At 62.8% G+C, this 25049-nt stretch carries 22 protein-coding genes and 1 riboswitch; of the genes, 14 read left to right on the plus strand and 8 right to left on the minus strand.

Going from position 1 to position 25049, the window contains the following annotated elements; genetic code table 11:
- Positions 1-21: 21 nt before the first annotated feature.
- The 4 genes from G533_RS23620 (at position 22) to ald (ending at position 5936) form a co-directional block, all read left to right on the plus strand.
- Entirely contained in the window at positions 22-1956 is a 1935-nt protein-coding gene (locus G533_RS23620; RefSeq protein WP_144079905.1) for a hypothetical protein, read from the plus strand.
- Positions 1956-3836, plus strand: a complete 1881-nt coding sequence (locus tag G533_RS0115385; protein ID WP_027950734.1) for a tetratricopeptide repeat protein — start codon at positions 1956-1958, stop codon at positions 3834-3836. The genes G533_RS23620 and G533_RS0115385 overlap by 1 nt, the downstream gene beginning before the upstream one ends.
- Positions 3837-4709, plus strand: coding sequence for a glycosyltransferase family 2 protein (locus tag G533_RS0115390; protein WP_027950735.1), 873 nt, complete (start codon positions 3837-3839; stop codon positions 4707-4709).
- Positions 4710-4811: 102 nt separating this feature from the next.
- A complete protein-coding gene (gene ald / locus G533_RS0115395) occupies positions 4812-5936 on the plus strand; it encodes an alanine dehydrogenase (protein WP_027950736.1) in 1125 nt (374 codons plus the stop codon).
- Between the two features lie 30 nt (positions 5937-5966).
- Here the strand turns inward: ald and G533_RS0115400 are convergent, their stop codons facing one another.
- The gene (locus tag G533_RS0115400; RefSeq protein ID WP_027950737.1) at positions 5967-8144 is read right to left on the minus strand and encodes a malate synthase G; all 2178 of its coding nucleotides are present in this window, start codon (positions 8142-8144) and stop codon (positions 5967-5969) included.
- Positions 8145-8279: 135 nt separating this feature from the next.
- Positions 8280-9242 (minus strand): LysR family transcriptional regulator, encoded by a 963-nt coding sequence (locus G533_RS0115405; protein ID WP_027950738.1) that lies wholly within the window; start codon positions 9240-9242, stop codon positions 8280-8282.
- A 164-nt stretch (positions 9243-9406) separates the two neighbouring features.
- Here G533_RS0115405 and G533_RS0115410 point away from each other — a divergent pair, with 164 nt between their 5' ends.
- Both G533_RS0115410 and rraA read left to right on the plus strand, forming a co-directional pair.
- Entirely contained in the window at positions 9407-11176 is a 1770-nt protein-coding gene (locus G533_RS0115410) for an acyl-CoA dehydrogenase (protein WP_027950739.1), read from the plus strand.
- 8 nt (positions 11177-11184) lie between these two features.
- Positions 11185-11664, plus strand: coding sequence for a ribonuclease E activity regulator RraA (gene rraA, locus G533_RS0115415; protein WP_027950740.1), 480 nt, complete (start codon positions 11185-11187; stop codon positions 11662-11664).
- 18 nt (positions 11665-11682) lie between these two features.
- On the opposite strand, the gene nadC is transcribed toward rraA, so the two are convergent.
- The gene (gene nadC / locus G533_RS0115420) at positions 11683-12519 is read right to left on the minus strand and encodes a carboxylating nicotinate-nucleotide diphosphorylase (RefSeq protein ID WP_027950741.1); all 837 of its coding nucleotides are present in this window, start codon (positions 12517-12519) and stop codon (positions 11683-11685) included.
- A 122-nt stretch (positions 12520-12641) separates the two neighbouring features.
- On the opposite strand from nadC, the gene ampD reads away from it, so the two are divergent.
- The 4 genes from ampD (at position 12642) to G533_RS23625 (ending at position 17160) form a co-directional block, all read left to right on the plus strand.
- The gene (ampD, locus tag G533_RS0115425; RefSeq protein ID WP_027950742.1) at positions 12642-13208 is read left to right on the plus strand and encodes a 1,6-anhydro-N-acetylmuramyl-L-alanine amidase AmpD; all 567 of its coding nucleotides are present in this window, start codon (positions 12642-12644) and stop codon (positions 13206-13208) included.
- Positions 13205-14044, plus strand: coding sequence for a regulatory signaling modulator protein AmpE (gene ampE / locus G533_RS0115430; RefSeq protein WP_027950743.1), 840 nt, complete (start codon positions 13205-13207; stop codon positions 14042-14044). Before ampD ends, ampE begins: the two co-directional genes overlap by 4 nt.
- A 117-nt stretch (positions 14045-14161) precedes the next feature.
- A complete protein-coding gene (locus G533_RS22265) occupies positions 14162-15742 on the plus strand; it encodes a sigma-54-dependent transcriptional regulator (RefSeq protein WP_051230447.1) in 1581 nt (526 codons plus the stop codon).
- A complete protein-coding gene (locus tag G533_RS23625; protein ID WP_027950744.1) occupies positions 15739-17160 on the plus strand; it encodes a serine/threonine-protein kinase in 1422 nt (473 codons plus the stop codon). Before G533_RS22265 ends, G533_RS23625 begins: the two co-directional genes overlap by 4 nt.
- Position 17161: 1 nt before the next feature.
- Here G533_RS23625 and G533_RS0115445 read toward each other — a convergent pair whose 3' ends face one another.
- Entirely contained in the window at positions 17162-18085 is a 924-nt protein-coding gene (locus G533_RS0115445; protein WP_035528451.1) for a 2-dehydropantoate 2-reductase, read from the minus strand.
- Positions 18086-18170: 85 nt separating this feature from the next.
- On the opposite strand from G533_RS0115445, the gene G533_RS0115450 reads away from it, so the two are divergent.
- Positions 18171-18653 (plus strand): YajQ family cyclic di-GMP-binding protein, encoded by a 483-nt coding sequence (locus G533_RS0115450; protein ID WP_027950746.1) that lies wholly within the window; start codon positions 18171-18173, stop codon positions 18651-18653.
- Positions 18654-18702: 49 nt separating this feature from the next.
- Here G533_RS0115450 and G533_RS0115455 read toward each other — a convergent pair whose 3' ends face one another.
- From G533_RS0115455 to G533_RS0115470, 4 genes are read right to left on the minus strand one after another with little or no spacing between them, the layout of a single operon-like run.
- The gene (locus G533_RS0115455) at positions 18703-19563 is read right to left on the minus strand and encodes a phosphotransferase (protein ID WP_027950747.1); all 861 of its coding nucleotides are present in this window, start codon (positions 19561-19563) and stop codon (positions 18703-18705) included.
- Positions 19548-20183: a nicotinamide riboside transporter PnuC gene (pnuC, locus tag G533_RS0115460; RefSeq protein WP_051230448.1), complete on the minus strand. Its 636-nt coding sequence runs from the start codon at positions 20181-20183 to the stop codon at positions 19548-19550. The genes G533_RS0115455 and pnuC overlap by 16 nt, the downstream gene beginning before the upstream one ends.
- On the minus strand, positions 20180-20437 hold the full coding sequence (locus G533_RS0115465; RefSeq protein WP_027950749.1) for a YkoF family thiamine/hydroxymethylpyrimidine-binding protein: 258 nt from the start codon (positions 20435-20437) through the stop codon (positions 20180-20182). Before G533_RS0115465 ends, pnuC begins: the two co-directional genes overlap by 4 nt.
- A 20-nt stretch (positions 20438-20457) precedes the next feature.
- Positions 20458-22566: a TonB-dependent receptor gene (locus G533_RS0115470; RefSeq protein ID WP_027950750.1), complete on the minus strand. Its 2109-nt coding sequence runs from the start codon at positions 22564-22566 to the stop codon at positions 20458-20460.
- Between the two features lie 50 nt (positions 22567-22616).
- Positions 22617-22718, minus strand: a riboswitch (TPP riboswitch).
- Positions 22719-22861: 143 nt separating this feature from the next.
- Between G533_RS0115470 and G533_RS0115475 the strand changes: the two genes are divergently transcribed.
- The 3 genes from G533_RS0115475 to G533_RS24065 all read left to right on the plus strand — a co-directional run.
- The gene (locus G533_RS0115475; RefSeq protein ID WP_027950751.1) at positions 22862-24004 is read left to right on the plus strand and encodes a sensor domain-containing diguanylate cyclase; all 1143 of its coding nucleotides are present in this window, start codon (positions 22862-22864) and stop codon (positions 24002-24004) included.
- A gap of 21 nt (positions 24005-24025) precedes the next feature.
- The gene (can, locus tag G533_RS0115480) at positions 24026-24673 is read left to right on the plus strand and encodes a carbonate dehydratase (protein WP_027950752.1); all 648 of its coding nucleotides are present in this window, start codon (positions 24026-24028) and stop codon (positions 24671-24673) included.
- Between the two features lie 94 nt (positions 24674-24767).
- Positions 24768-25049, plus strand: a 282-nt coding sequence (locus G533_RS24065) for a helix-turn-helix domain-containing protein (RefSeq protein ID WP_144079906.1), incomplete at its 3' end; no start/stop codon positions are given.

Consider the following 25049-nt stretch of genomic DNA (forward strand, 5'->3'; position numbering starts at 1 on the left):
CCCAGTCCCCTGGCAGCCGTTGTGACAAATCCCGAGCCCCGCTGGTTGGTGGTGCTGCTGTTGTTTGTCGCGGCAGTTGTTTACGCCGGCAACGCGGGCAATGACTTCCTCTTCGACGATATACCGGCACTCAGCGGCAACGAATTGGTACAGATCTCCGGCGCGCGCTTCGACGAGTGGCGCACGGCGGCTTTCAGCTCTAACGCAGGCCCGCTCAGCCGCCCCTTGAGTATGGCCTCGTTCGCCCTGCAGCATGTGCTTGACGGGGGATTCAGCGCACGGTCCCTGAAGCTGGGTAACCTCGCGATTCACCTCACCATCGGCATCTTGCTGTTTTTTCTTTTCCGCGGGCTGCTTGGGGCGCTAGTACTGCAGGGTAGGGTGCAGTGTCATGCCGGTTGGGTGGCGGCGGTGGCGGCGGGGCTGTGGCTGCTGCATCCGCTGCATGTGTCCACTGTGCTCTACGCCGTGCAACGTATGGCGCAGTTGTCGACGCTGTTCGTCGTGCTGGGTCTTTTCCTCTTTGTGCGCTGGCGTTCGCGCTGGGCGGTGCAGGGCGCGGGTGTTGAAGAGGTGTTCGCCGCGGCGCTCTGGCTGTTCTTGGTGGTGATTTTCGCCGTGCTGAGCAAGGAAAATGGTGCGCTGCTGCTGTGGCTGGTGCCGGCGGTGGAGGTTGCGGTATACCGGGGCCGTTGGGCGGGGCGGCGCCTGCCGCTACTGGCCTCCGCGGGCTGGTTCCTGCTGTTGCTGCCGCTGGCGCTGATTGCGCTGATTTTCTGGCTATCGCCCGAGACGTTTCTGGGGGGGTATGCACAGCGCAATTTCACGCTGGAGGAGCGTCTGCTGACACAGTCCCGTGTGCTGTGGCAGTACGTAGGCTGGATTGTCTGGCCCAATATTCTGAGCATGGGGTTTCAGCACGACGATACAGTGCTGTCGTCGGGCTGGCTCAATCCCATGTCGACGCTGATTGCGGTGCTCGCCTGGTTGGCAGTGCTTGCGCTGGCCGTCTGGCAGCGCGCACGCTGGCCACTGCTGTTGCTGGCGGTATTGGTCTATCTCGTTGGCCACAGCATGGAGTCCAGCTTTCTCGCCCTGGAGATGGTCTACGAGCATCGCAACTATCTGCCGAGCATCGGCCTGTGCCTGCTGCTGGGTGTTGCGCTGGTTGAGCTGCTGCGCCGTTTATCGTTTGCTCGCTGTGCAGCAGCGTCATGTGCATTGGTGGCGGTGTTTGCCCTGCTGTTGGGTGTGCGCAGCCACACCTGGTCCGACGACCTCACCTTGTCGCGTACGAACGTTGCGCGTCATCCCGCCTCCGTGCGCTCCAACTATTTCTATGGCAATGCTTTGTTGCGCCAATATCGCTTGCGTGAGTCGCTGGGGCTTTCCGAGAAGGATGCAGAGGCAAGCCTGGCCGTTGGGCGACATTACATGGAGTTGATGCACCAGCGGGACCCGGCGGATATCGGTGCCCTGGTGATGCTCTATTACCTGGACAGCCTGTTCTTCCCGGAACTGGGTGCGCAAACCGACTGGCTTTCAACGCTGCAGGCGGCCTTGCCCGGCCGCGTACTCAAGGCATCGGACAGGAATGCCTTGCAGGTGTTGGCCGAGTGCATGGGCGACGGCAAGTGCGCTACGGAGGAAGTCGAGGTAGAAAAGCTGTTTGCAGCGCTGGGGCGCTATTCTCTTACGCCGTCAGATCTCGATAGCCTCAGTTACTCGTACCTGCAGGCCAGTGGCGCACCGCCAAGTGAGTTACTCGCCGTTCTCAGGGATGCGCTTGCACGCGCGCCCGGCCAGCTGAGTTATTACCCGTATCTACTCGCCCAGTACGGCGAGCTTGGTGACGCCGAGGGACTCTTGCGATCCGCCGGGCAATGGATGCACTACGACACAAATCGTCGGCAGCTACCACTGCAACGCAAGCTCTTTGCTGGGGCGAAACCCTGATGTCAGTTCGTCTTGCCAGGTTCTGCCTGATTGCGACGTTCGGCTTGCTACTGGCTGCGACCGCATGGCTTTACGCCCCGGGCATTCACGGCCCGGCATTGCTCGATGACCGGACCAGCGTCACCTTGCTGGAAACGGATGTGGATTCCCGACAGCTTGTTGAACAGGTGCTGGGTGACGGCTCAGGGCCGCTAGGGCGGCCCGTAACAATGGCCACCTTTGTCGCGGAGCGGGCGCTGCTGGGTGCGGATTTGCGCTGGAGCAAGGCGATCAACATTGCCCTGCATGTGGTCAATGGCGCGTTGCTTGCATGGTTCATTCTTTTGCTGCTGCGTGGCTCCGGGTATTCGCGCAGTCTGGCGGTCGCACTGCTGGCAGCTGGCCTGTGGCTGGTGTCCCCGCTCTGGGTGAGCACGGTGCTCTATGCCGTGCAACGCATGGCCATGCTCGCGTGCACCTTCATGCTGCTGACCTTGATCGCCTATCTGCACTGGCGAGCGGCTTACGTTCGCGGGCAGTCTGGCATCTGGCGGTTATTGGTTGTTTGCGGTTGTGCAGTGCTGGCGGTATTCGCCAAGGAAAACGGCATTGTGGTACTGCCTGTATTGCTGCTTCTCGAGCTGCTCTGGTTTGGTTGTCGGCGAGCGGGGGGTGTTGATCGCCGACTGCTTGCCATCGCGCTGGGTCTTCTGGCGCTGGGGACGTTGTTTGTTGTTTCTGTGTTCCTTATGGTTCCGGAGCGCTTTCTAGCGCACTACACCCTGCGTGAATTCACGCTTGAGGAGCGGGTGCTGACGCAGGGCAGAATTCTCTGGGATTACCTCGGGCAGTTGGTGTGGCCGCAGACAGCGCGCATGGGGCTTTATCACGACGATGTTCTGCTATCTCATTCATTAACGGACCCCGTCGCAACGCTCCATGCGCTGCTCGCCTGGGGTGGGGTTCTGGTTGCAGCCGTAGTGTCGTCGGGCTTCGTGCTGGGGCGCCGCGTGGCCTTCTGCATTCTCTTTTATCTGGTGGGTCACAGCGTCGAGTCGACCGTACTGCCGCTGGAGCTGTATTTTGAACACCGCAACTATTTCCCGGGGATCGCGGTTTTCCTGCTAGCGGCACTTTTGCTCGCCGAGCTTCAGCAGCGGTGGCGCAGGGTGGCAGCGCCGGTCATGGCGTATTTTGCGCTCGGTCTGGTTGTGTTGAGTTTCAATACCAGCTCTCAGGTGGAGATCTGGTCAAACAGTTACCTGCTGCGTTTCAATCAGATCAATGCACACCCCACTTCTTTTCGTGCCAATGCCGATATGGCTGTGATGTTTGCAAGAGCGGGCAGCCTTGAGCGTGCGCTTGAATACTCCGCTCGTGCGCACGAGCACACACGAGAACGGGCAGGCGACCACTACATGCGCAATCTTGCGCTCAGTTGTATTGCCGGCCAACCGCTGTCGGCAACACAGGCGCCGAATCGGCAGGCACTCGTGGCCGAGCGACCACTGAGCTCCGTGCCCACGTTGCATACCCTGGTGAAGATGTTGCAAAACGACGAGTGTCGGCACCTGGATCGTTCTGCGCTGGCAGACACATTTGCAGCGGTATATTTGCGGCCCCAGGCAGAAGCGACCGCTTCGGGGAATATCTACGCCTTGCTCGCGGTGCTGGAAAACGCGCTGGGCCGCTATGCCAATGCCTATGAATACACGGCACGATTTCTCGCCGAGTCGCCCCAGGCAACGAGGGGGCTCTTAATGCAGCTGCATTTCAGTACCGCATTGGGTAAAGTAGACGAGTCTGACGAGCTCAAGCAGCGGTTGTTGACGCTGCAGGACGCTGGAGCATTGTCTGTTGTAGACCAAGAGACACTCGCGCTTTACCTGGAGACTGACTAGTTGCGAATTTCCATTGTAATACCCGCCAGGAATGAGCAACTCGGGCTCGCGCCTCTCCTGCCACGCCTCCGCACTCTCTACCCCGATGCCGAGCTGATTGTCGTCAACGATGGCTCCGAGGACGACACCGCAGCGGTGGCTCGCGGTGCCGGTGCAACCGTGGTTTCGCACCCCTACCCCAAGGGCAACGGGGCTGCGATCAAATCCGGCGCGCGCGCCGCAACAGGCGACGTGCTGGTGTTTATGGACGGCGACGGTCAGCACGACCCGGCGGACATCGCCAGCCTGCTCACGCCCGTGGCGCAGGGCTACGACATGGTCGTGGGTGCGCGCTCGGGGCGGTCGTCTCAAGCGAGCATGGCGCGCTGGAGTGCCAACACGCTGTACAATCGCCTGGCCAGCTGGATGGTAAATCGGCGCATTGACGACCTCACCTCGGGGTTCCGTGCGGTGAACCGGCGCAAGTTCCTGAGCTTCCTCTATCTGCTGCCCAACGGCTTCAGTTACCCCACCACGTCGACCATGGCCTTCTTCCGCGCGGGCTATTCGGTCGGTTTCGTTCCAATCACGGTAGAGCAGCGGGTGGGCAAGAGCCACATCAGCCCCCTGCGTGACGGGGTGCGTTTTTTCCTGATTATCTTCAAGATCGGCACGTTGTACTCCCCACTCAAGGTGTACTTTCCGCTGTCAGTGCTGCTGGCGGGCCTGGGGCTGGCGAACTATCTGCTGGGCGCGTTCGGCAGCGGGCTGTTGCGTTTCAGCAACATGAGCTCTCTGCTGCTGCTGGCCGGGCTGGTGGTGTTTTTCATCGGTTTGATCGCCGAGCAGCTGACCAACCTGCAGTACAAGGACATCGATCACGACCTGGATTGAGTGTCGCTGCTCTTTCGGGTTTCGATTCAGGCATATTTGCAACAACGCAACCAGCCCGATTAGCATGCCGGGTAGTTGGATCTGCTTCTGGAGGGTGGGCACATGCTGATTGGCGTACCAAAGGAAATCAAGAATCACGAGTATCGCATTGGTCTCACGCCGGCCGGCGTGGGAGAGCTGGTGCACGATGGCCACCGCGTGCTGGTACAGCGCGATGGCGGCGAGTCGATCGGCTTTGACGATGCCCAGTATCGGGAGGCGGGTGCCGATATTGTCGCCGACGCGGAAGCGCTCTTCGCCGAGGCGGAGATGATCATCAAGGTCAAGGAGCCACAGCCGGTTGAATGCCGCATGCTGCGCCCCGGCCAGTTGTTGTTTACCTACCTGCACCTCGCGCCTGACCCGGAGCAGGCCAAGGCGCTGCTGGCCTCCGGCGCCACCTGCCTCGCCTATGAAACCGTTACCTCCGCGAGCCGTGGCCTGCCCCTGCTGGCACCCATGAGCGAGGTAGCGGGTCGCATGGCCATTCAGGCCGGTGCGCACAATCTGGAAAAGGCCCAGGGCGGCAATGGCGTATTGCTGGGCGGCGTGCCGGGGGTGGAGCCGGCGCAGGTCATGGTGATCGGTGGGGGCGTAGTAGGCATCAACGCCGCGCGCATGGCCATGGGCATGGGCGCGGATGTCACGCTGCTGGATCGCGACCTCAACCGCCTGAAAGAACTGGACATGCTGTTTGGCGGCCGCTTGAAAACGGTCTACTCCACCAAGGAGGCCGTGGAGCGCTATGCGTTGCAGGCGGATCTGGTGGTCGGGGCGGTGCTCATCCCGGGCGCTTCAGCGCCCAAGCTGATCAGTCGCGACCTGGTGGCGAGAATGAAGAAGGGCGCGGTGATGGTGGATGTGGCCATTGATCAGGGTGGCTGTTTCGAAACCAGCCGCGCGACCACGCATCAGGACCCGACCTATGTGGTGGACGGCGTGGTCCACTACTGTGTGGCGAACATGCCTGGCGGTGTGGCCAGAACTTCCACCATGGCATTAACGAATGCCACGCTGCCCTATGCGGTGAAGCTGGCCCGGCACGGTGTGTTCGCGGCACTGGAACAGGATGAGCACCTGCGCAACGGCCTCAATGTGCATGCCGGGCAGGTCACCCATGCGGCAGTGGCAGAGGCCCTGGGGCTCCCGTTCATGGAGCCAATGCAGGCACTGCGCAATCTGGTGTGATCTGGCCCCGCGTTGGCGGGGCCGCTTCCCTCAGCCGCCGTATTTTGCTTTGGCCTCACGGCGCCGTGCGTGCAGCACGGGCTCGGTGTAGCCGCTGGGCTGCTCACAGCCCTGCAGCACCAGCTCCAGTGCGGCCTGGAAGGCGACGCTGTTGTCGAAACCCGGTGCCATGTTGCGGTAGGCCGGGTCTCCCGCGTTTTGCTGGTCAACCACAGCCGCCATGCGCTGCAGGGTTTCCAGTACCTGCGCCTCACTGCACACGCCATGGCGTAACCAGTTGGCAATGTGCTGACTGGAGATGCGCAGGGTGGCGCGGTCTTCCATCAGCCCCACGTCGTGGATGTCCGGGACCTTGGAGCAGCCCACCCCCTGATCAATCCAGCGCACCACGTAACCGAGAATGCCCTGGGCGTTGTTGTCCAGTTCGCGCTGGATGTCGTCAGCGCTCAGGCCAGCAGCGCCCTTCAGCGGAATGGTCAGGATATCGTCCAGCGAGGCGCGTGGCCGCGCCTGCAGTTCCTGCTGGCGCGCGGCCACGTTGATGTCGTGGTAGTGCGTGGCGTGCAGGGTGGCAGCGGTGGGTGAAGGCACCCAGGCCGTGCTCGCACCCGCCCTGGGATGCGCTACTTTCGCCTGCAGCATGTCCGCCATGAGGTCTGGCATGGCCCACATGCCCTTGCCGATCTGCGCTTTACCAAGCAGCCCGCAGGCCAGCCCCGTATCCACGTTCCAGTCTTCGTAGGCGTTGATCCAGGGTTCCTGTTTCATTGCGCCCTTGGGCGTCATGGCGCCGGCTTCCATGCTGGTGTGGATTTCGTCCCCGGTGCGGTCCAGAAAGCCGGTGTTGATGAACACCAGACGCGCTTTGGCGCGCTCAATGCAGGCTTTCAGGTTGACCGTGGTGCGGCGTTCCTCGTCCATGATGCCGAGCTTGATCGTGTTCCGCGGCAGGCCCAGCGCGTCCTCGATGCGGTCGAACAGCGCGCAGGTAAAATCGACTTCATCCGGGCCGTGCATTTTCGGTTTGACGATGTAAATGCTGCCTTTGCGGGAGTTATGCAGGGGCCCCTCGCCGCGCAGGTCGTGCAGGGCGATCATGGCGGTGAACATGCCGTCCATGATGCCTTCGGGGATTTCGCGCCCATCGTCGTCGGTGATCGCATCGTTGGTCATCAGGTGGCCCACGTTGCGCACAAACATCAGGCTGCGGCCTGGCAGTACCAGCTCGTTGCCATCGGCCGCGGTGAATACACGGTCCGGGTTCAGGCGACGGGTCAGCGTCTCCTCGCCCTTGCGGAAGGAATCCTCCAGGTCGCCACGCATCAGCCCCAGCCAATTTCGGTAGACCACCACCTTGTCGGCGGCATCCACGGCGGCGATGGAGTCTTCGCAGTCCTGAATGGTGGTCAGTGCCGCCTCCAGCACCAGGTCCTTGACGCCGGCCGGGTCGGTAGCACCGATATCACTGAGGGGGTCGATCAGGATCTCGATGTGCAGGCCATTGTGCTGCAGCAGCACGCTGGTCGGTGCGTTGCCTTCGCCGCGGTAGCCGCGAAACTGTGCCGGCGTGGCCAGCGAGCTGATCTGGCCGCCGTTCAGTACCACCTGCAGGGCGCCGTTGACCACGGTGTAGGCAGTGGCCTGGCTGTGGTCCCCGGTTGACAGCGGGCAGTGGGCGTTGAGGAATTGCCGCGCCCAGGCAATAACGCGCTCGCCGCGCACGGGGTTATAGCCGCCGGCGCGCTCGGCACCGCCGGTCTCGGGGATCACATCGGTGCCATAGAGTGCATCGTAGAGGCTGCCCCAGCGTGCATTGGCGGCATTCAATGCGTAGCGCGCATTCATGACCGGCACCACCAGCTGTGGCCCGGCGAGTGTGGCGACCTCGGGGTCGACATTCTCGGTGGTGATTGTGAAGTCTGCCGGTTCGGGCAGCAGGTAGCCAATGTCTTCGAGGAATGCCTTGTACTGAGCCCGGTCGTAGTCGGCACCCGGGTGGGCCCGGTGCCAGTTGTCGATCTCCTCCTGCATGGCGGCGCGGGTGGCCAGCAATGAGCGGTTGCGGGGCGCGAAGTCTCGCACGATAGCATCCAGCCCTTGCCAGAACTGTGCGGGGCTCACCCCGGTACCGGGTGCAATGTCCTGTTCCAGGAGGTTGTGCAAGGCCGTTGCAACATGCAGGCCGCCTTCGATGATGCGCTCGCTCATGGGGGTTCATTCCTCTGGCTGTGGGGCGCGCTCTGCGCCCACCGGAAAAGGGCTAGTCTACGGCCTGAGGTGATAATTTATCCAATTTATCGTTTTTATCGCGGTCATTCGCATGTTGAATAAAGGTGTCTGCGCTTACGGCAGCGGTGGCTGGTTGTCCATTTCGCGTGCCGTGTCGGCAATAAGTTTACGCAGCCAGCGGTTGGCGGGATTGTGCTGCAACAGCGGGCTCCAGGCCATCTTCAATTCCAGCGGCGGGATGTCCAGGGGCGGATCGCGTAGCACCACGCGCGGGTTGTTGCGTTTCAGGCGTGCGGCGCGTGTCGGCAGGGTCACGATCAGGTCGTTCTGTTCCGCCAGCGTCATGGCGGCCTGGTAATGGCGGGTAAACACCCGTATCTGGCGCTTCTTGCCCAGCCGTGCCAGCGCACTGTCTACCCAGCCGAGGCGCTGCACATCATCGGGGTCCACGCCCACCCCGACGCCCATGCCGGTTTTACTGACCCAGATGTGCTTCGCCTGCAGGTAGTTTTCCAGGGTGAAGTCCTCCAGCACCGGGTTTTCCGGGCTTAGCAGGCAGGAGAAGCTGTCGTTCCAGAGGTGAATCTGGTGGAAGGATTGGGGCATCGAGTCGAAGCGGTTGATCACCATGTCCACCTTGCCGCGTTCCACGTCGAGGAAGCTCACGTCGGAAGGCGTCATGATATCCAGCGTCAGGCCCGGCGCCTGCACCCGCAGCTTGCCCAGTACCGCCGGCAGCAGGGTGGACTCCGCGTAGTCACTGGCCATGATGCGGAAAACACGCTGTGCCTGTTCGGGTGCGAACGCCGAGCGCGGCTGCACGGCCTGTTCGATGTTCATCAATACTTCGCGGACCTGGGGCTCGAGCTCGAGCGCGCGCTCTGTGGGTGTCATGCCGTCAGAGGTGCGCACCAGCAGCGGGTCGTCGAACAGGTCCCGCAGCCGGCGCAGGCCGTTACTCATGGCGGGTTGCGACAGGTTCAGCTGGTGCGCGGCCTGGGTCACGTTGCGCTCACGCAGCAGGGCATCCAGGTAGACGAGCAGGTTGAGATCGATGCGGTTCAGTTTGGTGGACATAGTGTATTCATCTTGAGAATGGCGGGGATGCAGACGATAGATTGTGAAAATTATAGGCCCTTCGCTAGAATTGCCAAGGGGCATTGTTGCGCTGTCCGTGACGCGGGCGCTCAGGCGCTATACTTTGCCATTCTCGCTACCTCACCTATAAGGAATGCATTGCCATGAGCAGCTACCGCGCCCCGATTGAGGACATGACGTTTTTGATTGATGAGTTACTGGATGTAGGGCAGGTCCTCGGCGCATTGCCCGCCTTCGAGGACCTTGGGGTAGGGGCGGAGCTGAGTACTGCACTGCTCGATGAAGGGGCGCGGCTGGCCGGCGATGTGTTGGCACCGCTGCGTCGGGTGGGGGACGTACACCCGGCAACCTGCGCCGACGGTGCGATTACCCTGAGCCCCGGATACGGCGAGGCATTGCAACAGCTGGGCGCTGGCGGCTGGATGGGCATTTCCTCGGATCCCGCCTACGGTGGTCAGGGTTTGCCGGAGCTCTATGCTACAGCCGCCTGCGAGATGTGGAACAGTGCCAACCTCGCCTTCGGCCTGGCACCCATGCTGAGCTCGGGTGCGGCGCTGGCGATCCACGCCCATGCCAGCGAGGCGTTGAAGCAGCGCTACCTGCCGAAGATGCACTCCGGGGAATGGGCCGGCACCATGAACCTTACGGAATCCGGCGCCGGCTCCGATCTCGGGGTGATGAAAACCCGTGCCGTTCCCGAAGGAGACCACTACCGCATTCACGGACAGAAAATCTACATTACCTGGGGTGACCACGACGCGACGGACAACATCATCCACCTGGTGCTGGCGAAATTGCCTGATGCGCCCGAAGGCAGCCGCGGTATCTCCCTGTTTCTGGTGCCGAAGTTTCTCGTTAACGACGATGGCAGCCTGGGTGAGCGCAACGACGTCTACCCGGTGTCCACCGAGCACAAACTGGGCATTCATGGCAGCCCCACCTGTGTGATGGCGTTTGGCGACAATGAAGGCGCCCTGGGCTACCTGGTGGGCGAAGAGAATCGCGGCCTTGCCTGCATGTTCACCATGATGAATGAAGCGCGCCTCAAGGTGGGTGTGCAGGGGTTGGGCGCCGCGGAGGGCGCCTACCAGAAGGCGGTGGCCTACGCGCGTGAGCGCGTGCAGGGCGGCGTCGCGATTATTGAGCACCCGGATGTGCGGCGCATGCTGCTCACGATGCGCGCGCTGATCGAGGCGATGCGTGCGCTGGTGTATACCGAAGCGGTCACCATGGACCTGGCGCACCGTGGCGCGGAAACCGAACGCGCCCGGCACCAGTTTCGCATTGACCTGATGATTCCGGTGATCAAGGGGTGGATGACCGAGGTCGGTCAGGAGCTGACCTCACTCGGCGTGCAGGTGCACGGTGGCATGGGGTATATAGAAGAAACGGGCGCGGCGCAGTTCCTGCGTGATGTGCGCATTACCTCGATCTACGAGGGCACGAACGGCATTCAGGCGGCGGACCTGGTGTCCCGTAAGCTGGGGCGCGATCAGGGCGGTGCCATGCGCAATGCGCTGGCCGACGTTGCGGCGACGGTGGATGCCTTGCGTGCGACGGAACAACCGGCCCTGGCGGCTATTGCAGACGCTCTGGCAGCAGCCCTCGCGGGCGCGGAGGAAACTACGGGGCAGCTTGTTGCTGCACTGGATGCGGCACCGGAGCAGGCGCTGGGCGCATCTTTCGATTACCTGATGCAGTGCGGTTATCTGTTTGGCGGTTGGCATTTGGCGCGCTCCGCCCTGGTGGCGCAGGCGCGACTGGCCGACGGTTCGGATAACCCCTTCTACGAGCGCAAGATCGCCACAGCACGCTTCTACGCTGACCAGGTGTTACCCCGTTGTCGGGCGCACGCCAGCGCCATCGCCGCGGGACCCGAAGCGCTTGCCAGCTATCCTGTCGACTGGCTCTAGGAGGCAATATGCCGCTTTTTTCCACGCCGGACCTGACTGATGCCGCCCCCGAGGCGTTGGTGATTGAATTGCAGTTCCGCGATTTTGGCGCTCATCCATGCTTTGCCGGACGGGCGGTCACGATCAAGTGCCACGAGGACAACTCCCTGGTGAAGCAGGCCGTTGCCGAGCCCGGTGCAGCGCGGGTGCTGGTCGTGGACGGCGGCGGCTCCCTGCGTCGCGCGCTGTTGGGCGACATGTTGGCGGAAGAGGCGGCACGTAACGGCTGGAGCGGCCTGGTGATCAATGGCGCCGTGCGCGATGTGGACGAGATCGCCGCAACCCCGCTGGGCGTCAAGGCCCTCGGCGCGACGCCACTAAAAACCGAGAAGCGGGGAGAAGGGCAGCGCGATATCACGCTGCAGTTCGGCGGCGCACGTATCGCGCCGGGGGACTATGTCTACGCCGACAACAACGGCATCGTGATCAGCGCTGTGCCGCTCATCTAGGCGGCAAAAACGCCCACTTCAGTCCAGCAGGCGCATGGAGAGGTCCAGGGCCCGGGTGTCCTTGGTAAGTGCCCCAATGGAGATAAAGTCGACACCAGTTTCCGCGACACTGCGCAACGTGGTTTCGGTGATGTTGCCAGACGCCTCCAGTTCCAGGCGTTTGGCCACCAGCGCCACCGCATCGCGCATGGCCTGCAGTGTGAAATTATCGAGCATGACCCGGTCTGCGCCCGCCCCGAGGGCCTGCTCCAGTTCGGCCATGGTTTCCACTTCCACTTCCACGGGCTTGCCCGGAGCCACCTTGTGCGCTTCGCGCACGGCAGCGGCGATACCCCCGCAGGCGTTGATGTGGTTTTCCTTGATCAGAAAGGCATCGTACAGGCCGATGCGGTGATTGTGGCAACCGCCGCAGCGCACGGCGTACTTCTGGGCCTTGCGCAGTCCGGGAATGGTTTTGCGGGTATCCAGCAGGCGCACGCCGGTGCCGGTAACCAACGTAGCATAGTGGTGGCAGCGGGTCGCGGTACCGGATAACAGCTGCAGGAAATTCAGCGCGCTGCGCTCCGCGGTGAGCAGGGCGCGTGCGGGCCCGCGCACCGTGAACAGTGTGCTGCCAGCGGTAATCAGCTCCCCATCTGCGCTGGACCACTCCGGTTGCAGGTCGGGGTCCACTGCGGCGAACACGGCGTCGACCCAGGCGCGTCCGCAAAGCACGCCGTCCTCACGGGTGATGACGCGCGCCGTCGCCAGCGCAGCGGCGGGAATCAGTGCCGCCGTGATATCGCCACCGCCCACGTCCTCCGCCAGCGCGGCGCGCACGTTGTCTTGTATATCGTTGTCGGTAAGCGCGGGCATAGGGTGTGCGTCCATGATGATTGAGCGGGTGAGAACAGGGCGCAATTGTAGCAGCCCGCCGGCGGTGCGTTGAGCCCCCGCCGGGGCTGCATTATGATGGACGCTTACGCAGTGGGGTTCGCATGCGCTATACGCTCGATAAGGGTTGGGTCCAACAGGCGCGCGCAGTGCCCTCGCCGAACTGCGGGCCGCGCCCGCCTGGCACGGTTGTCGACCTGCTGGTGATCCACAATATTTCCCTGCCGCCGGGCTGCTTCGGCGGCGACGCTATTGAGCAGCTGTTTACCAACTGCCTGGACTGGACGGCGCACCCTTTCTACGCCGAGATCTGCGGGCTTGAGGTGTCCGCGCACTTTCTGATTCGCCGCGGTGGCGAGTTGGTGCAATTTGTCGCCACCGATTTGCGCGCCTGGCACGCCGGCCTGTCCTGCTGGCGTGATCGCGAGAACTGCAATGACTTCAGCATCGGCGTCGAGCTGGAAGGGGCCGACGAGGTGCCTTACACCGACGCGCAATATGCAACGCTCACGTCCCTCACCGATGCACTGATCGCCTATTATCCCGGCTTGTGTCACGATCACCTGGCCGGCCACGCCGACATTGCGCCGGGACGAAAAACGGACCCCGGCCCCGCTTTCAACTGGTCGCGCTACCGCGCCAGCCTGGCATCCGCAGGAGATACCGCATGACCTTTCTCGCCCTGATCCTTGCGCTGGCGCTGCGACAATTTGGCGGCGCCGAGCCCTGGCTGCATCGCGACCGCTGGTGGCAACACTACCGCGAGCGAATTGCGGCGCATGGGCTGTTGGATGCGGTACAGCTGGTGCTGGTGGTGTTGTTGCCCGCGCTGATTTTGAGCCTGTTGCTGGCCGCGCTGGCACCGCTGCTGTTCGGCTTGCCCTGGATACTGCTCGCGGCGCTGGTGTTGCTGTTCAGCTTTGGTCGCGGTGACTTCCAGGCGCTGGTGGCTCAGTACTGTGGTCACTGTGAACGCGGAAACGTGGAAACGGGTTGGCTCTATCTCTGTGATGCACTGGGGGCAGATGACCTGGCACTGGCCTCCGGCCCGGATGAAATCGATGACGCGTATGCGCAGCTGCAGGGCCGACTATTGTACGAGGGTTATCAACGCTGGTTTGCCGTGGTGTTGCTGTTCATCGTGCTGGGGCCCGCCTGGGCCTTTGCCTACCGCTTGCTGCAATTGTATGCGCAGCAAGCCGCCGGGCCGGGTGCCGCGCGCGTGCTGTTTGTGGTTGACTGGGTGCCTGCGCGGCTGCTGGGGTTGACCTTCGCATTGGTCGGCAACTTTATGCATAGCCGTGACGCGATGCGCGATGCGTTAATGGATTCCTCGCGTGACGCCAGCGCAATGCTGGGCGCGGTCGGCGCGGCGGCGGCGCAGACCGCGGCTGACGGTTTTGATGCGGGAACGGCGGCCGATGAAGCGCGGGCACTGGGTGCGCTGCTTGCGCGCAGCGCTGTGGTTTGGGTGCTGGTTATCGCACTGGTGGCCATTGCCGGCTGATGTCTGCCAGTCGGCTGGCGCGATGCATCAGATGTGACCGCACAGGCGCAAACAGGCGCAGCAGCTGCTAGACTTCCGGTTAAACCCAGCGGAGTGCACAGAACGCCAGGTCTGCCTATGCCGGAAGATATTCGCGCTGATACCACGTTACCCTCGGTATTTGCGCAGCTTACCCCCAGTCCGGCGCGTCGGGTGCGTGCGTTGACGCTGGTATTCCATCCCGACGTTGCGCGCATCGGCGAGCGCGTACTGTGGCAGGGGGTGAGCCGCAAGGCTGCGGTCCTGGGGCGGCAGTCTCCCGTGTTTACCCGCCCAGGCAGCGCCAGTGGCGCCCCGCTCGCTGACCCCTACATCAGCCGACAGGCGCTGCGCATCCAGTTTCACAAAGAGGGTGTTACCCTCACGCCCCTGCCCGGTGCCTGCCGTTGCCGCTTCAATGGGGAGTGGGCGCAGGAGGCACGTGAGTTTTCCGCTGCTGATCTGCGCCGGGGTATCGTGCTGCAACTTGCTCACAGCGTCGTTCTGCTACTGCGCGAGCTGCCGGCTTCCGCTGGCGCATCATCATCGCCCGCGGCGTCGGTCGCCGATACAGACGACGAACTGTGTGGCAGCAGCGATTATATGCAGGGCTTGCGTCGCGACATCGCGCGGGTTGCCGCTTGCGGCCTGGACGTGCTTATTCGCGGTGAAACCGGCAGCGGCAAGGAGCTGGTAGCGCGCGCCCTGCACGCGCAGAGTGAGCGCGCAGTCGGTCCGTTGGTGCCGGTGAATATGGCGGCGATTCCTGCGGGTGTAGCGGCTGCTGTGCTCTTTGGTAGCGCCCGGGGTGCGTTCACCGGTGCAGAGCGCAACAGTGTTGGTTATTTTCAGCAGGCGGAGGGTGGCAGCCTGTTTCTGGATGAAGTGGGAGATACACCGGAAGAGGTGCAACCGCAGCTCCTGCGCGCCCTGCAGGAACGCGAGGTACAACCCGTGGGCGGGCCGCTGCGCAAAGTGGACGTGCGGATTATCTCGGCAACGGATGCCGCCCTGGACGAGCCCGATAGCCGCTTTCGCAGCGCTCTGCGACACCGGCTGGCTAGTGCGGAAATCCGCGTTGCCCCGCTGCGCGAGCACCCTGAAGACATCGGTGAATTGCTCTGCCTATTTCTGCAGCGGGCCTGTGCGGAAACCGGCTCAATATCCATGTTGCCCACATCATCGGAGGACCCGCTGCGTATTGCCCGCTGGGCCGAGCTGTTTTACCACTGCCAGCGCCACGCGTGGCCCGGCAACGTGCGCGAGTTGAGTAATTGCGCACGTCAGCTTGTTCTGCATGCGGAGGACGGCCTGCCCCCGGCGCTGGTGTGGCAGGAGGTGGCGGAGGGCGTGGCTGATACCCCGGCGGCGGAGCCAGCCTCAGCTCCGGTAGAACTCGGTGACGAAGCCCTGCGCGCCCTGCTCAAACAGGAGCGCTATGAGGTGAGCGCTGCAGCGCGGCGCGCGGGTATGAGTCGGCAGGCCCTGTATCGGCGGTTGCCTTCTTTGGGCTTGCGGTTGGCCGCACAGGTGCCCGACGTGGAACTGGACGAGGCGCTTGCGCGCGCCGGGCAGGATGTCACCGCCGCTGCACGGGCCTTGCGTGTGTCGGCGATCGCACTGCGCAGTCGACTGGCGCACCGTACCGTTGCGCGGGCCGGGATGGATAGCGCAGATTGAGGGGCGCTGATCGCATCGGGCCTTACCGCATCCTCCGGCTTATCCGGCGCGGCGGTCAGGGTTCGGTGTTCCTGGGTGTAGATGAACGCCTGGGTCGACGCATCGTCGCAAAGATACACGCGCTGCCAGCAGAGCCGGCGCACAGCCGCAAAGTCCTGCGCGAGGCTCAGGCCGTCGCCGCTTTGGACAGCTCGCGTGTGGTCAAGATGCACGACGTGATCGTTGGCGATACGCATCTGGCCATGATTATGGAATACGTGCCCGGGTGCGACCTGGAGGAGCTGCTCGCTGAGCGGGAGCTCTCCCTCGCCAGCATTCTGATTGTGGCCAGTGACGTGGCAGCGGCGATTGCGGCGGGTCGCCAGCGCGGTATTGTGCACGGAGACATCAAACCGGGGAACGTGCTGGTCACGGCGGAAGGGCGCGTCAAGCTGACCGACTTTGGTCTCGCAGCGGAGCAGGGCTCTGTCGCTACGGCACGTGGCAGCCTCTCCTGTATTTCGCCCGAGCAGTTGTTGGGCAAGCCGCAGGATGTTCGCTCGGATCTGTTTGCCTTGGGTTGCCTGCTCTATCGTCTGGTAGCGGGTCGCCATCCCTTTCAGGGGCGTCACGGTCTGGATGCCGATGCCCTGTTGCGCGGCGCTGCGCCTCCTCTGCCGGCGGCGCTGCCGGATGGCGCCTCGCTGCCCAGTGGCATGGCGCCGCTGGTCGCAAGCCTGTTGGCGGCGAATCCTGAAGACAGGCCATCGAATACGCACGCGGTGCGACGTCAACTACAGACGATGGCGGCGGCACAACCACGGCAGTTGCGCTCGCCCTTGCGCGATGAAGCCGAGCCGTATTTTCGCCAGGAGGCCAGTGACGATCTGCCGTTGCAGATTCCCCGCAGCCTCAGCCGACAGGCGCGCTCGCGTATGCCGCCGCGGCCGGGGGAGTGGGCGTTATTCGGTTTTGGCCGGTATTGGCGGCGGCGGCACTGGCTCACGGCGGCCGCTACAGTGGCCTGTGTGCTAACGGTTACGCTGTTTGCGCTATGGCCCCGGGATCAGCGGCTTGCCGTGCCGCGGCCGCTGGTTGTGCTGGAGCCCGCGCACGCGGCCCTGCCCGGCAGTGATGGTGTTGAGGGCCTGCTTTTGACCCTGCGCGAACAACTGCTGGCGGTGAGGCCGGGGCTGCTGTTCCAGGGAGAGTCGGCGCCGTTCTATCCCAGCACACTTAACTATACGCGGCGACCGCCGGAGGAAACGCTGCAGATCTCGCTGCACTGTTCTCCGGCGCTGTGCGTGCTGGGCCTTGAGCGGGAACGTGGCGGGGCGTACCGCTACCGTCAGGCGCTGGTGCCGCAGGGGTCGCCCGCACATCGCTGGCAGGAGCTGACTGGCAGGGCCGTCGCGGAGCTGTTCGCGGCGGACCCCTGATTCAGTCGGCCTGCGGCATAGCCGTACTCGCTGTGCGCAGGGCGGCGAGTACGGCGCTGTTATGCGGTACGGCAAGGCCCAAGCTGTCTGCCGTTGCCACGAGGAAGGCGGTGAGATAGTCGATCTCTGTGCGACGCCCGGCGAGGACATCCTGAAGCATGGAGGAGCGGTTGTGTGCGGTGGCGGCAACCACCTCCATCACCGACGGATACAGGTTGGACACGGCTTCGTGCTCCCCCGCCGCCTCGCCAACGGCGGCAATTTCCAGGCACAGGTCCTGCACCTGATCGGTGAGTGCGCTGTCGTCCGCGAGCAGCCCGTTGCGGCAGCGATGTAGCGCGGTGAGCGGGTTGATTGCGCAGTTGATGGCAAACTTGCGCCACAGGATGGTGTCGATGTTTGCTGCCCAGCTGCAATCTGCGTCCAGTGCCTGCCAGTCGCTGAACCACGCGGGTGGGCGCATCAGGCCTCTGCGGCCAAGCCAGGTGGTTCCCCGCCCGGCGCGACGTACGCAGTCGCCGCCTTCGCGGAACGCTCCCTCGGTGGTGCTGCCGCTGAACACGGTAAGCTGCGGCCACTGCTCGCTGATGCGCTGCTGGTATCCGAGGCCGTTGGCGAGCAGCAGCACAACGGCGTCCTTGGCCAGGCGCGGCTGCACGCGGGTGAGCGCTGCAAGGAGGTCGTAGGCCTTGGTGCACACCAGCAGATAATGAATGGGTTCGGGGCCTGCGGTAGGGCCTGCCTCGAATGTGTGCGCGCGACTGTGCTCGCCTTCGTGCAGGCGTATTTGGCGGGTGCCGTTGTCCGGTGCCGCATGCCCCTCTCGCAGCAGCAGGGAACAGCGAATGCCGGCCTCCTGAAAGAGGCAGGCGAACAGGCTGCCGATTGCGCCGGCGCCAAGGATATGCCAGTGGCGCTCGTGCATATTAGCGGTCTGCAGGGATTGCAATGCGGTGCCGGCCGATTACCATGTTGATCCTGTCTCATCGCCTGAATTGGGGAAATGCACTATGCCATCTTTCGACGTTGTATCGGAAGTCGACCTGCACCAGTTGACCAACGCCGTGGATCAAGCCTCGCGCATTGTTGCCAACCGCTTCGACTTCAAGGGTATTGATGCCGGTTTCGAGCGCGACGGGCACACTGTCGCGGTGCATGCGGAGGTGGAATTCCAGCTGGCGCAGATGGAGGACATGTTGCGCAGTGCGTTGATCAAGTGCGACATCGACCCGCAAGCGATGGAAGTCGGTGATGCGGTTGTCAGTGGCAAGTTGGTGCGAGAGACCGTGACCTTGCGCAACGGGCTCGATAGCCAGCAGTGCAAATCCATCGTTAAGCAGCTCAAGGAAGCAAAGCTCAAGGTGCAGGCACAAGTACAGGGCGATCAGGTGCGGGTCACAGGCAAGAAGCGTGACGACCTGCAGCAGGCCATTGCGCTGCTGCGAGCATGCGACATCGACCTCCCGCTGCAGTTCACCAACTTCCGCGATTGAGGCGAGGGTGCCTCTGGCGCTGAATCGTTCAGCGCTACCGCGCTGCCGTTCAGTGGGCGTCAGTAGCGTCTATACACCGCGCAAGACGAGACTGTTTTTCCACCAGTGACGCAGCAGCGGGGTCGGTTGCAGTCTCGATGTGCCAGAGTAATTCCAGATAGCGGTAGCCGCACTCGAACAGGTTCAGGCGTTGCCAGTCCGGCGCCGCAGGCGCGGTGCCCAGGTAGCCCGTCAGCAGCGCGCGGCGTGCCGGACTGTCGAGCTCATCCCCCGCGCACACCGCGGCAAGGTCGAACCACACGGGGCCGGTGGCGGCATATTCCCAGTCGATTGCCCACAGCTCGCCGCCACTGGTAACGCGATTGGCGCGCAACAGGTCGTTGTGACAAAGCCCTTGCGGGCCCGTGTCTTCGAGCCGGGTGAGCAGCGGTCCTACGCGTGCCGCCAGAGCTTGCAGCTGCTGCCAGGTGCCAGGTTGTGCATAGCGTACGGCGCTGGCAGCAGCCTCGCAGCGCGCGGCCAGTGTCGGCCCTGGAGTGAGTTGCGGCAACGCGTGGATTCGACGCAGCAGGGCGCCCACTGTCACAAGGTTTTCCGCAACGTTCGTATCCGGGGACAGGTAGTCGCACACGAGCACGCCGGCGTTGGTGTCGAGATGGCGCGGTGCGGGCGCGAGACCGGCGCTGTGGGCCAGGGCCAGCGCCTGCCATTCCGTGCACTGCCATGCGGGGTTTGCCGCCAACTTCTTGCCCGCGAGGCGCAACGCAAATCGCTGGCTACCGCTGGCTACGAGATAGCTGTGATTGTTCAGGCCGCAACCCAGTTGCCGCAGCGGGCGTGGCGCGGCTTGCAGGCCCTCGACCTGCCAGTCACGCCAGGTCTGCAGGGCCCGGGTCAGCCGCTCGTACATTGCAGGTGGTATTGCTTGCGCCACTGTCGGTAGCCGAAAATGACGATAACCAGATACACAGCGAACAGCGCGGCGGTAAGAAACAGCCCGCGCTCCAGATAGAGGTAAATGGAAACGCTGTCTATCACCAGCCAGTACAGCCAGTTCTCCAGCAGTTTTCTCGCCACCATCCACGTGGTGAGAATGCTGCCCCAGGTGGTAAATGAATCCACATAGGGCAACATCGCATCCGTGTGGCGTTCCAGGAGAAAGCCGCTGGTCGCGCTGGCAACCAGGATTGCGGCAACAGCCAGCAGGTGATGGCGCACGGGCCATGTGCCGATGGGCAATGGCTGCAGGGACGCCGCAGCTGGTGTGCTGGCGCCGCCACGCCACTGATACCAGCCGTAGAGTGCCATCGCCAGATAGTACACCTGCAGTGCTGACTCCATCAGTAGCCCGACCTGCCAGAATAGCCACAGGAAAATGGCCGTGCTGGCGAAGGCTGCGTACCAGCACCACAGACTTTCCCGCACTGCCAGCAGCAGGTAGGCGACGCCCAGCAGAACGGCAACCAGCTCCCACCCGGAGAGGCTGGCGGCTGCTGCCGTCAGCTGTGCGAGCCAGGCGTCGATTGTCATGGCGACTGAATGGGTAGCAATCCGGGGATGAACTTGCAGACCAGGACCTGCTTGCCGAAGTCGCGATAACTCGCCTCCAGCGCCGCCTGCACGATACCGAAAACGGCACTGGCATCGCCGCTGATTTGCGTACTCATCGCGTTGGTCACGACGGCGATATCTCGCGTCGCGGCCAGTTGCTCAATAAAGCGCTGAATGACGGGAATGTAGTCCTCCTGCAGCGGGTACAGGCTGAGTTCTGCGGTAACGTCCATGGTAGGAATCCTCTCTGGCACTAGAATTGGTAGCTCGCGCTCACACCAACGCGACGTGGTTCACCGAACTGGTAGTAGGGTTCAACCGCATAGCCATTGCGGGGGTCGTTGCCGAAGGCGCCGAAGCCTCGCGTGGCGTAATCCCTGTCGCCGAGGTTGCGGGCCCACAGCGCCACGTCCCAGTTGCCGGCGGCCCAGCCCAGGCGCAGGTGCACCAGTTCGTAGGCCTCCGAGCGCACGTCGTGACGGTCAGAGAAGTAGAAACTGTCGCGTGCCTCCACATCGATGCGCGCATAAACGTGTTCGGTCAGCGCGAGGCGGCCTCCCAGCGCCGCCTGGTAGCTCGGCGCATGGGCTTGCTCGCGACCCGCAAGATCGACGCCGTCGGCGTTGATGTAGCTATCGAAGCTGGCGTCCAGTAGCCCCAGGTTGGCGTAGAGCTCCAGCGACGCGTTCACCAGCCAGTCGAGTTCAAGCTCCAGCCCGTAGTTGTGCCCCCGGGCGGCGTTGTTGATGTAGTCGAAGAACGCGGTACTGCCGTCCTCCCGCGGCAAAGGTACGGAACCTTTCACCTGCTGGTCGTCGCGGTCCATGTAGAACAGGGCCAATCGACTCCGCAAGCTGCCGTCGAGTGCCTCGGCCTTGTATCCGAGCTCGTAGTTGAGCAGTGTCTCTTCGTCAAAACGGCCGAGTCCAGCCAGCAGAGCCTCCTGCTCGGGGTTGGCGGTCGTGCCCGCGCTGGCGAGAACGACGGCATTTACGCCGTTGCCGCGGTAACCGCGCGAAATGCTGGCATACCATAGCGCGCCGTCAGCGGGCTGATATTCGAGTGCCAGGCGCGCGCCCCACAGGTTCTTTTCAACCTGTTCGTCAACGCCATTGCTATCGGTGTAATCCGTGCGGCGCTGCTCCAGGCGCAGGCCACTGGACAGTATCAGGCTGTCGCTGAGGCGGGTATCCAGCTGGCCGAACACGGCCGCTGTGTCAGTGTCGTAACGGCTGTTGAACGGCGCGTCGAGGTAGGTGTACTGGCGATCCAGGTCCTCGCGGTCGCCCAGGTAATAGAGGCCGGCGACCCAGTCCGAACAGCCACCAAACAGGCGTGACTGCTCGTTGGACAGCAACCGCAGTTGGCCGCTGACGCTGTCGCGCTCGCGCAGATAGCGGTCGAAAGAGCTGTACTCCAGCTCCGGGGCGATGCCGACAAAGCTCCAGTCCTCGTCGAAGCTGTACTCGGTGTCGGTTGTGGCGACGGTCAGCAGCGCCTCGATGTCCAGCGACGAGCGCGCGGCTTTCCAGTTGAGGCTGCCAGCGCTGGTCTCCTGCCGGTCGCGACCGGGCTCATCGGACAGCGTGCGACGCGTGTTATCCAGCGAGAAAGCGTCATAACCGTTGTCGATGTCGGCCAGCACAAGGCTCAGGTCGAGTGTGTCCGAATCCGAGGCCAGCCAGCGCAGGCGCGCACGCACGGTCGTTTCGTCGCGCTCATTGGTATCGTCGCGTTGCAGGAAGTCATTGCTGTAGTAGCCGTCGCTGCGGTATTGCTGCACGGCCACCCGGTATAGCAGCTGTTCACCCGCCAGCGGGCCGGTGCCGACCACACCCAGTGCCTGGGTGTTGTAGTCGGCGACGGTGGCCTCCAGGCGCAGCCCTGCGGTGGCCTCGGGCGCTGCGCTGCGGATGTTCACCAGGCCGGCGAGGGCGTTGGCGCCATGCAACGTGCCCTGGGGTCCGCGCAATACCTCGACCTGGGCGATATCGAACAAAGTGCCGATGCCACCCAGCCCACTGAAATCAATGCCGTCGATCAGCAATCCCACAGATGGGTTGAGGGGTTCCTGAAACTGACTGCGCTCACCAATGCCGCGGATCTGGAAGTAGCGTGCGCGCGCGGCGCCGCTCGCATAGTTGAGGTTCGGAATGACATTGAACACCTCCTCAAGATGTTGTGCAGCGCGCTCGCGCAAGCCGTCGGCGGTTAGCACGCTGGTCGACGTGGACTGGCTCAAAAGCGGTGTGTCGCGCCACTCAGCCGTGACCAGAACCTCGCTCAGTTCTTGCGACGTGGCCGTGGTAGCGGCGAGCAGGGTGGTGAGGAGCGTGGTGCCAAACGTGTAAGATGTCTTCATCGGGTTCTCCATTCAGAACAGCAAGAGAACCGGTTGGATATGCGGAATGAACAGGAGACGTGCACCTATCCCTACGCCGGTCCTAACCGGGTCAGGTTCAAAGGGTTTACCGCAAGCGGTATCTCAGGCCGAAGCCACCCCCAGGTTTGCAAACATGCCCGCCGACTCTGGGTAACAGATTGTTACATTGCAAGGCGGGCTGTGTTTGCAACGCGAGTATAGGCCGCTTACACTGACAAGCCAATAATTGTGTCCATCGCAGGCGTATTTTGTCCTGCTAACGGCGGGATCCCGAATGTCGGATGACTCTGTGTACGATGTGTTGCCTGGTGAGGAAATTGAAGCGGCGCCAGCACCTGCCAGCCCTGCGGAAGTGCGCGAACAGCGCCGTTCCGAAACCATCCAGCTGAACCGCTGGCTGGTCGACCAGGCCAGGCAGATGCAACGCATGATGCTCGACGCGCCTGATCTCGGCGCACTGCTTGAAGTGCTGCTGGTCAGCATGCCCCGGCATTTCGGGTTCCGTATTGCCGAGCTCTGGCTCTATGATCCCGAGAATGTGCTGGCCAGCCTGATGGTATCGGGTCATCGCTACGGCCAGTACCTGCAGCTGCATCACGATGTATTCGAAATGCAGGAGCTCTATGACATGGAGCCCGAGGTGATGCTGCTGGACGCCACCGACTCTCGCATGTTTGAGGTGTTGAAAACGGACCAGGGTATCCAGCATGCGCTGCTGGTACCCCTCATGGATTCGGGCAGGCTTCTGGGAAGCTATCACTGTGGTTTTGTCGACCGGCCCATGGAAACCACACCGGCGGATGGCGAGGTGGTAACCCATCTGGCCTCGGTGGTATCCCAGAGCTTCAAGAATGCGGTGAGTCGACAGCAGATTTCCCGCCTGACCATGCTGGACCCGCTCACCCAGATCAGTAACCTGCGCGGCTTCGAGAAAGATATCGCACGCGAAATCGCCCGCGCCAGGCGCGGCAATGAGGCCCTGTCCGTACTCATGCTGGAGGTCGATGAGTTTGAAGAGCTATATCGGCACTACGGTGAGATCACGGGCCGTTTCGTGTTGAAAAAGGTCACCGAGCGTGTCTCATCAGGCCTGCGCGCCACCGACTACCTCGCCCGCCTGTCGGACTCCCGCCTGGCGGTGCTTCTGCCCGGCACCAGTGAGTCACCCTCCATCGATGTGGCAGAACGCATTCGCCGGGACATCGAAAATTTCCTGATAGATGATGGCCGTGGCGCGGTGCTTCAGGTTACGCTTAGCCTCGGTCTTGTCACGTGGGAGCCAGAGCAGTACCCCGCGGTTGACATGGCGCAGCTGGCGCGGCAAATGCAGAGTGCCAGCTCGAAAGCTGTGCAGAGCGCGGTCGCGGGTAATGGTAATCAACTCAAACTCGGCCGTCTCTCCACCCTGATGATCTGACCTTGGAGACAGGCTGTGCCCTTGAGGAGTATCGACGACCTTTTTGATAACAACCGAGCCTGGGCGCAGTCCGTAAAAACCTCTGATCCCGATTTCTTCGAAAAGCTGGCAAACCAGCAAAGCCCGGAGTACCTGTGGATTGGCTGTTCGGACAGCCGCGTGCCGGCCAACCAGATTGTCGGCCTCCTGCCAGGCGAGGTGTTTGTTCATCGCAACGTCGCCAACATGGTGGTGCACACAGACTTCAATTGCCTGACCGTGTTGCAGTACGCGGTGGATGTGTTGCGGGTAAAACACGTTCTGGTGGTGGGGCACTACAATTGCGGCGGCGTGCGCGCCGCGTTTGAGAATCGCGACAACGGCCTTATCGACAACTGGCTGCGCAACATCAAGGATGTTCAGCAACGCCACCGTCGGCGTATTGCGGCACTCGAGAGTGACGAAGAGCGGGTGAACCTTCTCTGCGAGCTCAATGTCATCAGCCAGGTTTCGAATGTGTGCCATACCACCATTGTGCAGAATGCGTGGGCGCGCAATCAGGCGCTGTCGGTGCACGGTTGGGTGTACAGCCTCAAGGACGGCCTCATCCAGGATCTACAATGTACGGTGACCGGCCCTGAACAGATATCCGAAGTGTACCGTGTACTGCCGGACCGCGAGGACTTTTGATCCCCCGAACGGGTGAGCCGCAGGGGGCTCCGGCAGGCTAGTGGGCCGCTTGATAAATAGAGTAATTTAACGGGAAAAGGTGTACTATGCCGGTATGCGTAGACCTCAAGAATTCTCCATCGATGCTTCCAGTGCGCGTACGTTGCGTGGCTGGTTACGCTCCACCACATTGCCCCAGGGTCAGATTACTCGGGCGAAGATTGTCCTGGCGTTACATGCAGGGAAAACACCCAGCGAGGTCGCAGATGAGCAGTTCGTATCCTGCAAGACAGTGCACAAATGGCGCAATCGGTTTGTGGAATCCGGAGTGGACGGTCTGCTCGACGAACAACGCCCCGGGCGACCGCCAACGCTGGATCGGAAAACCATCGACCGA

The organism is Haliea salexigens DSM 19537, assembly GCF_000423125.1.
Taxonomy (GTDB): domain Bacteria; phylum Pseudomonadota; class Gammaproteobacteria; order Pseudomonadales; family Halieaceae; genus Haliea; species Haliea salexigens.

Coding starts and splice junctions, on each gene's coding strand:
- G533_RS0115450 (WP_027950746.1), top strand. CDS start 18,171: ATGCCATCTTTCGACGTTGTATCGGAAGTCGACCTGCACCAGTTGACC.
- pnuC (WP_051230448.1), bottom strand. CDS start 20,183: ATGACAATCGACGCCTGGCTCGCACAGCTGACGGCAGCAGCCGCCAGC.
- ampD (WP_027950742.1), top strand. CDS start 12,642: ATGCGCTATACGCTCGATAAGGGTTGGGTCCAACAGGCGCGCGCAGTG.
- G533_RS0115470 (WP_027950750.1), bottom strand. CDS start 22,566: ATGAAGACATCTTACACGTTTGGCACCACGCTCCTCACCACCCTGCTC.
- rraA (WP_027950740.1), top strand. CDS start 11,185: ATGCCGCTTTTTTCCACGCCGGACCTGACTGATGCCGCCCCCGAGGCG.
- G533_RS0115400 (WP_027950737.1), bottom strand. CDS start 8,144: ATGAGCGAGCGCATCATCGAAGGCGGCCTGCATGTTGCAACGGCCTTG.
- G533_RS0115385 (WP_027950734.1), top strand. CDS start 1,956: ATGTCAGTTCGTCTTGCCAGGTTCTGCCTGATTGCGACGTTCGGCTTG.
- G533_RS0115475 (WP_027950751.1), top strand. CDS start 22,862: ATGTCGGATGACTCTGTGTACGATGTGTTGCCTGGTGAGGAAATTGAA.
- G533_RS0115455 (WP_027950747.1), bottom strand. CDS start 19,563: ATGTACGAGCGGCTGACCCGGGCCCTGCAGACCTGGCGTGACTGGCAG.
- ampE (WP_027950743.1), top strand. CDS start 13,205: ATGACCTTTCTCGCCCTGATCCTTGCGCTGGCGCTGCGACAATTTGGC.
- ald (WP_027950736.1), top strand. CDS start 4,812: ATGCTGATTGGCGTACCAAAGGAAATCAAGAATCACGAGTATCGCATT.
- G533_RS0115405 (WP_027950738.1), bottom strand. CDS start 9,242: ATGTCCACCAAACTGAACCGCATCGATCTCAACCTGCTCGTCTACCTG.
- G533_RS22265 (WP_051230447.1), top strand. CDS start 14,162: ATGCCGGAAGATATTCGCGCTGATACCACGTTACCCTCGGTATTTGCG.
- G533_RS0115445 (WP_035528451.1), bottom strand. CDS start 18,085: ATGCACGAGCGCCACTGGCATATCCTTGGCGCCGGCGCAATCGGCAGC.
- nadC (WP_027950741.1), bottom strand. CDS start 12,519: ATGCCCGCGCTTACCGACAACGATATACAAGACAACGTGCGCGCCGCG.
- G533_RS0115465 (WP_027950749.1), bottom strand. CDS start 20,437: ATGGACGTTACCGCAGAACTCAGCCTGTACCCGCTGCAGGAGGACTAC.
- G533_RS0115410 (WP_027950739.1), top strand. CDS start 9,407: ATGAGCAGCTACCGCGCCCCGATTGAGGACATGACGTTTTTGATTGAT.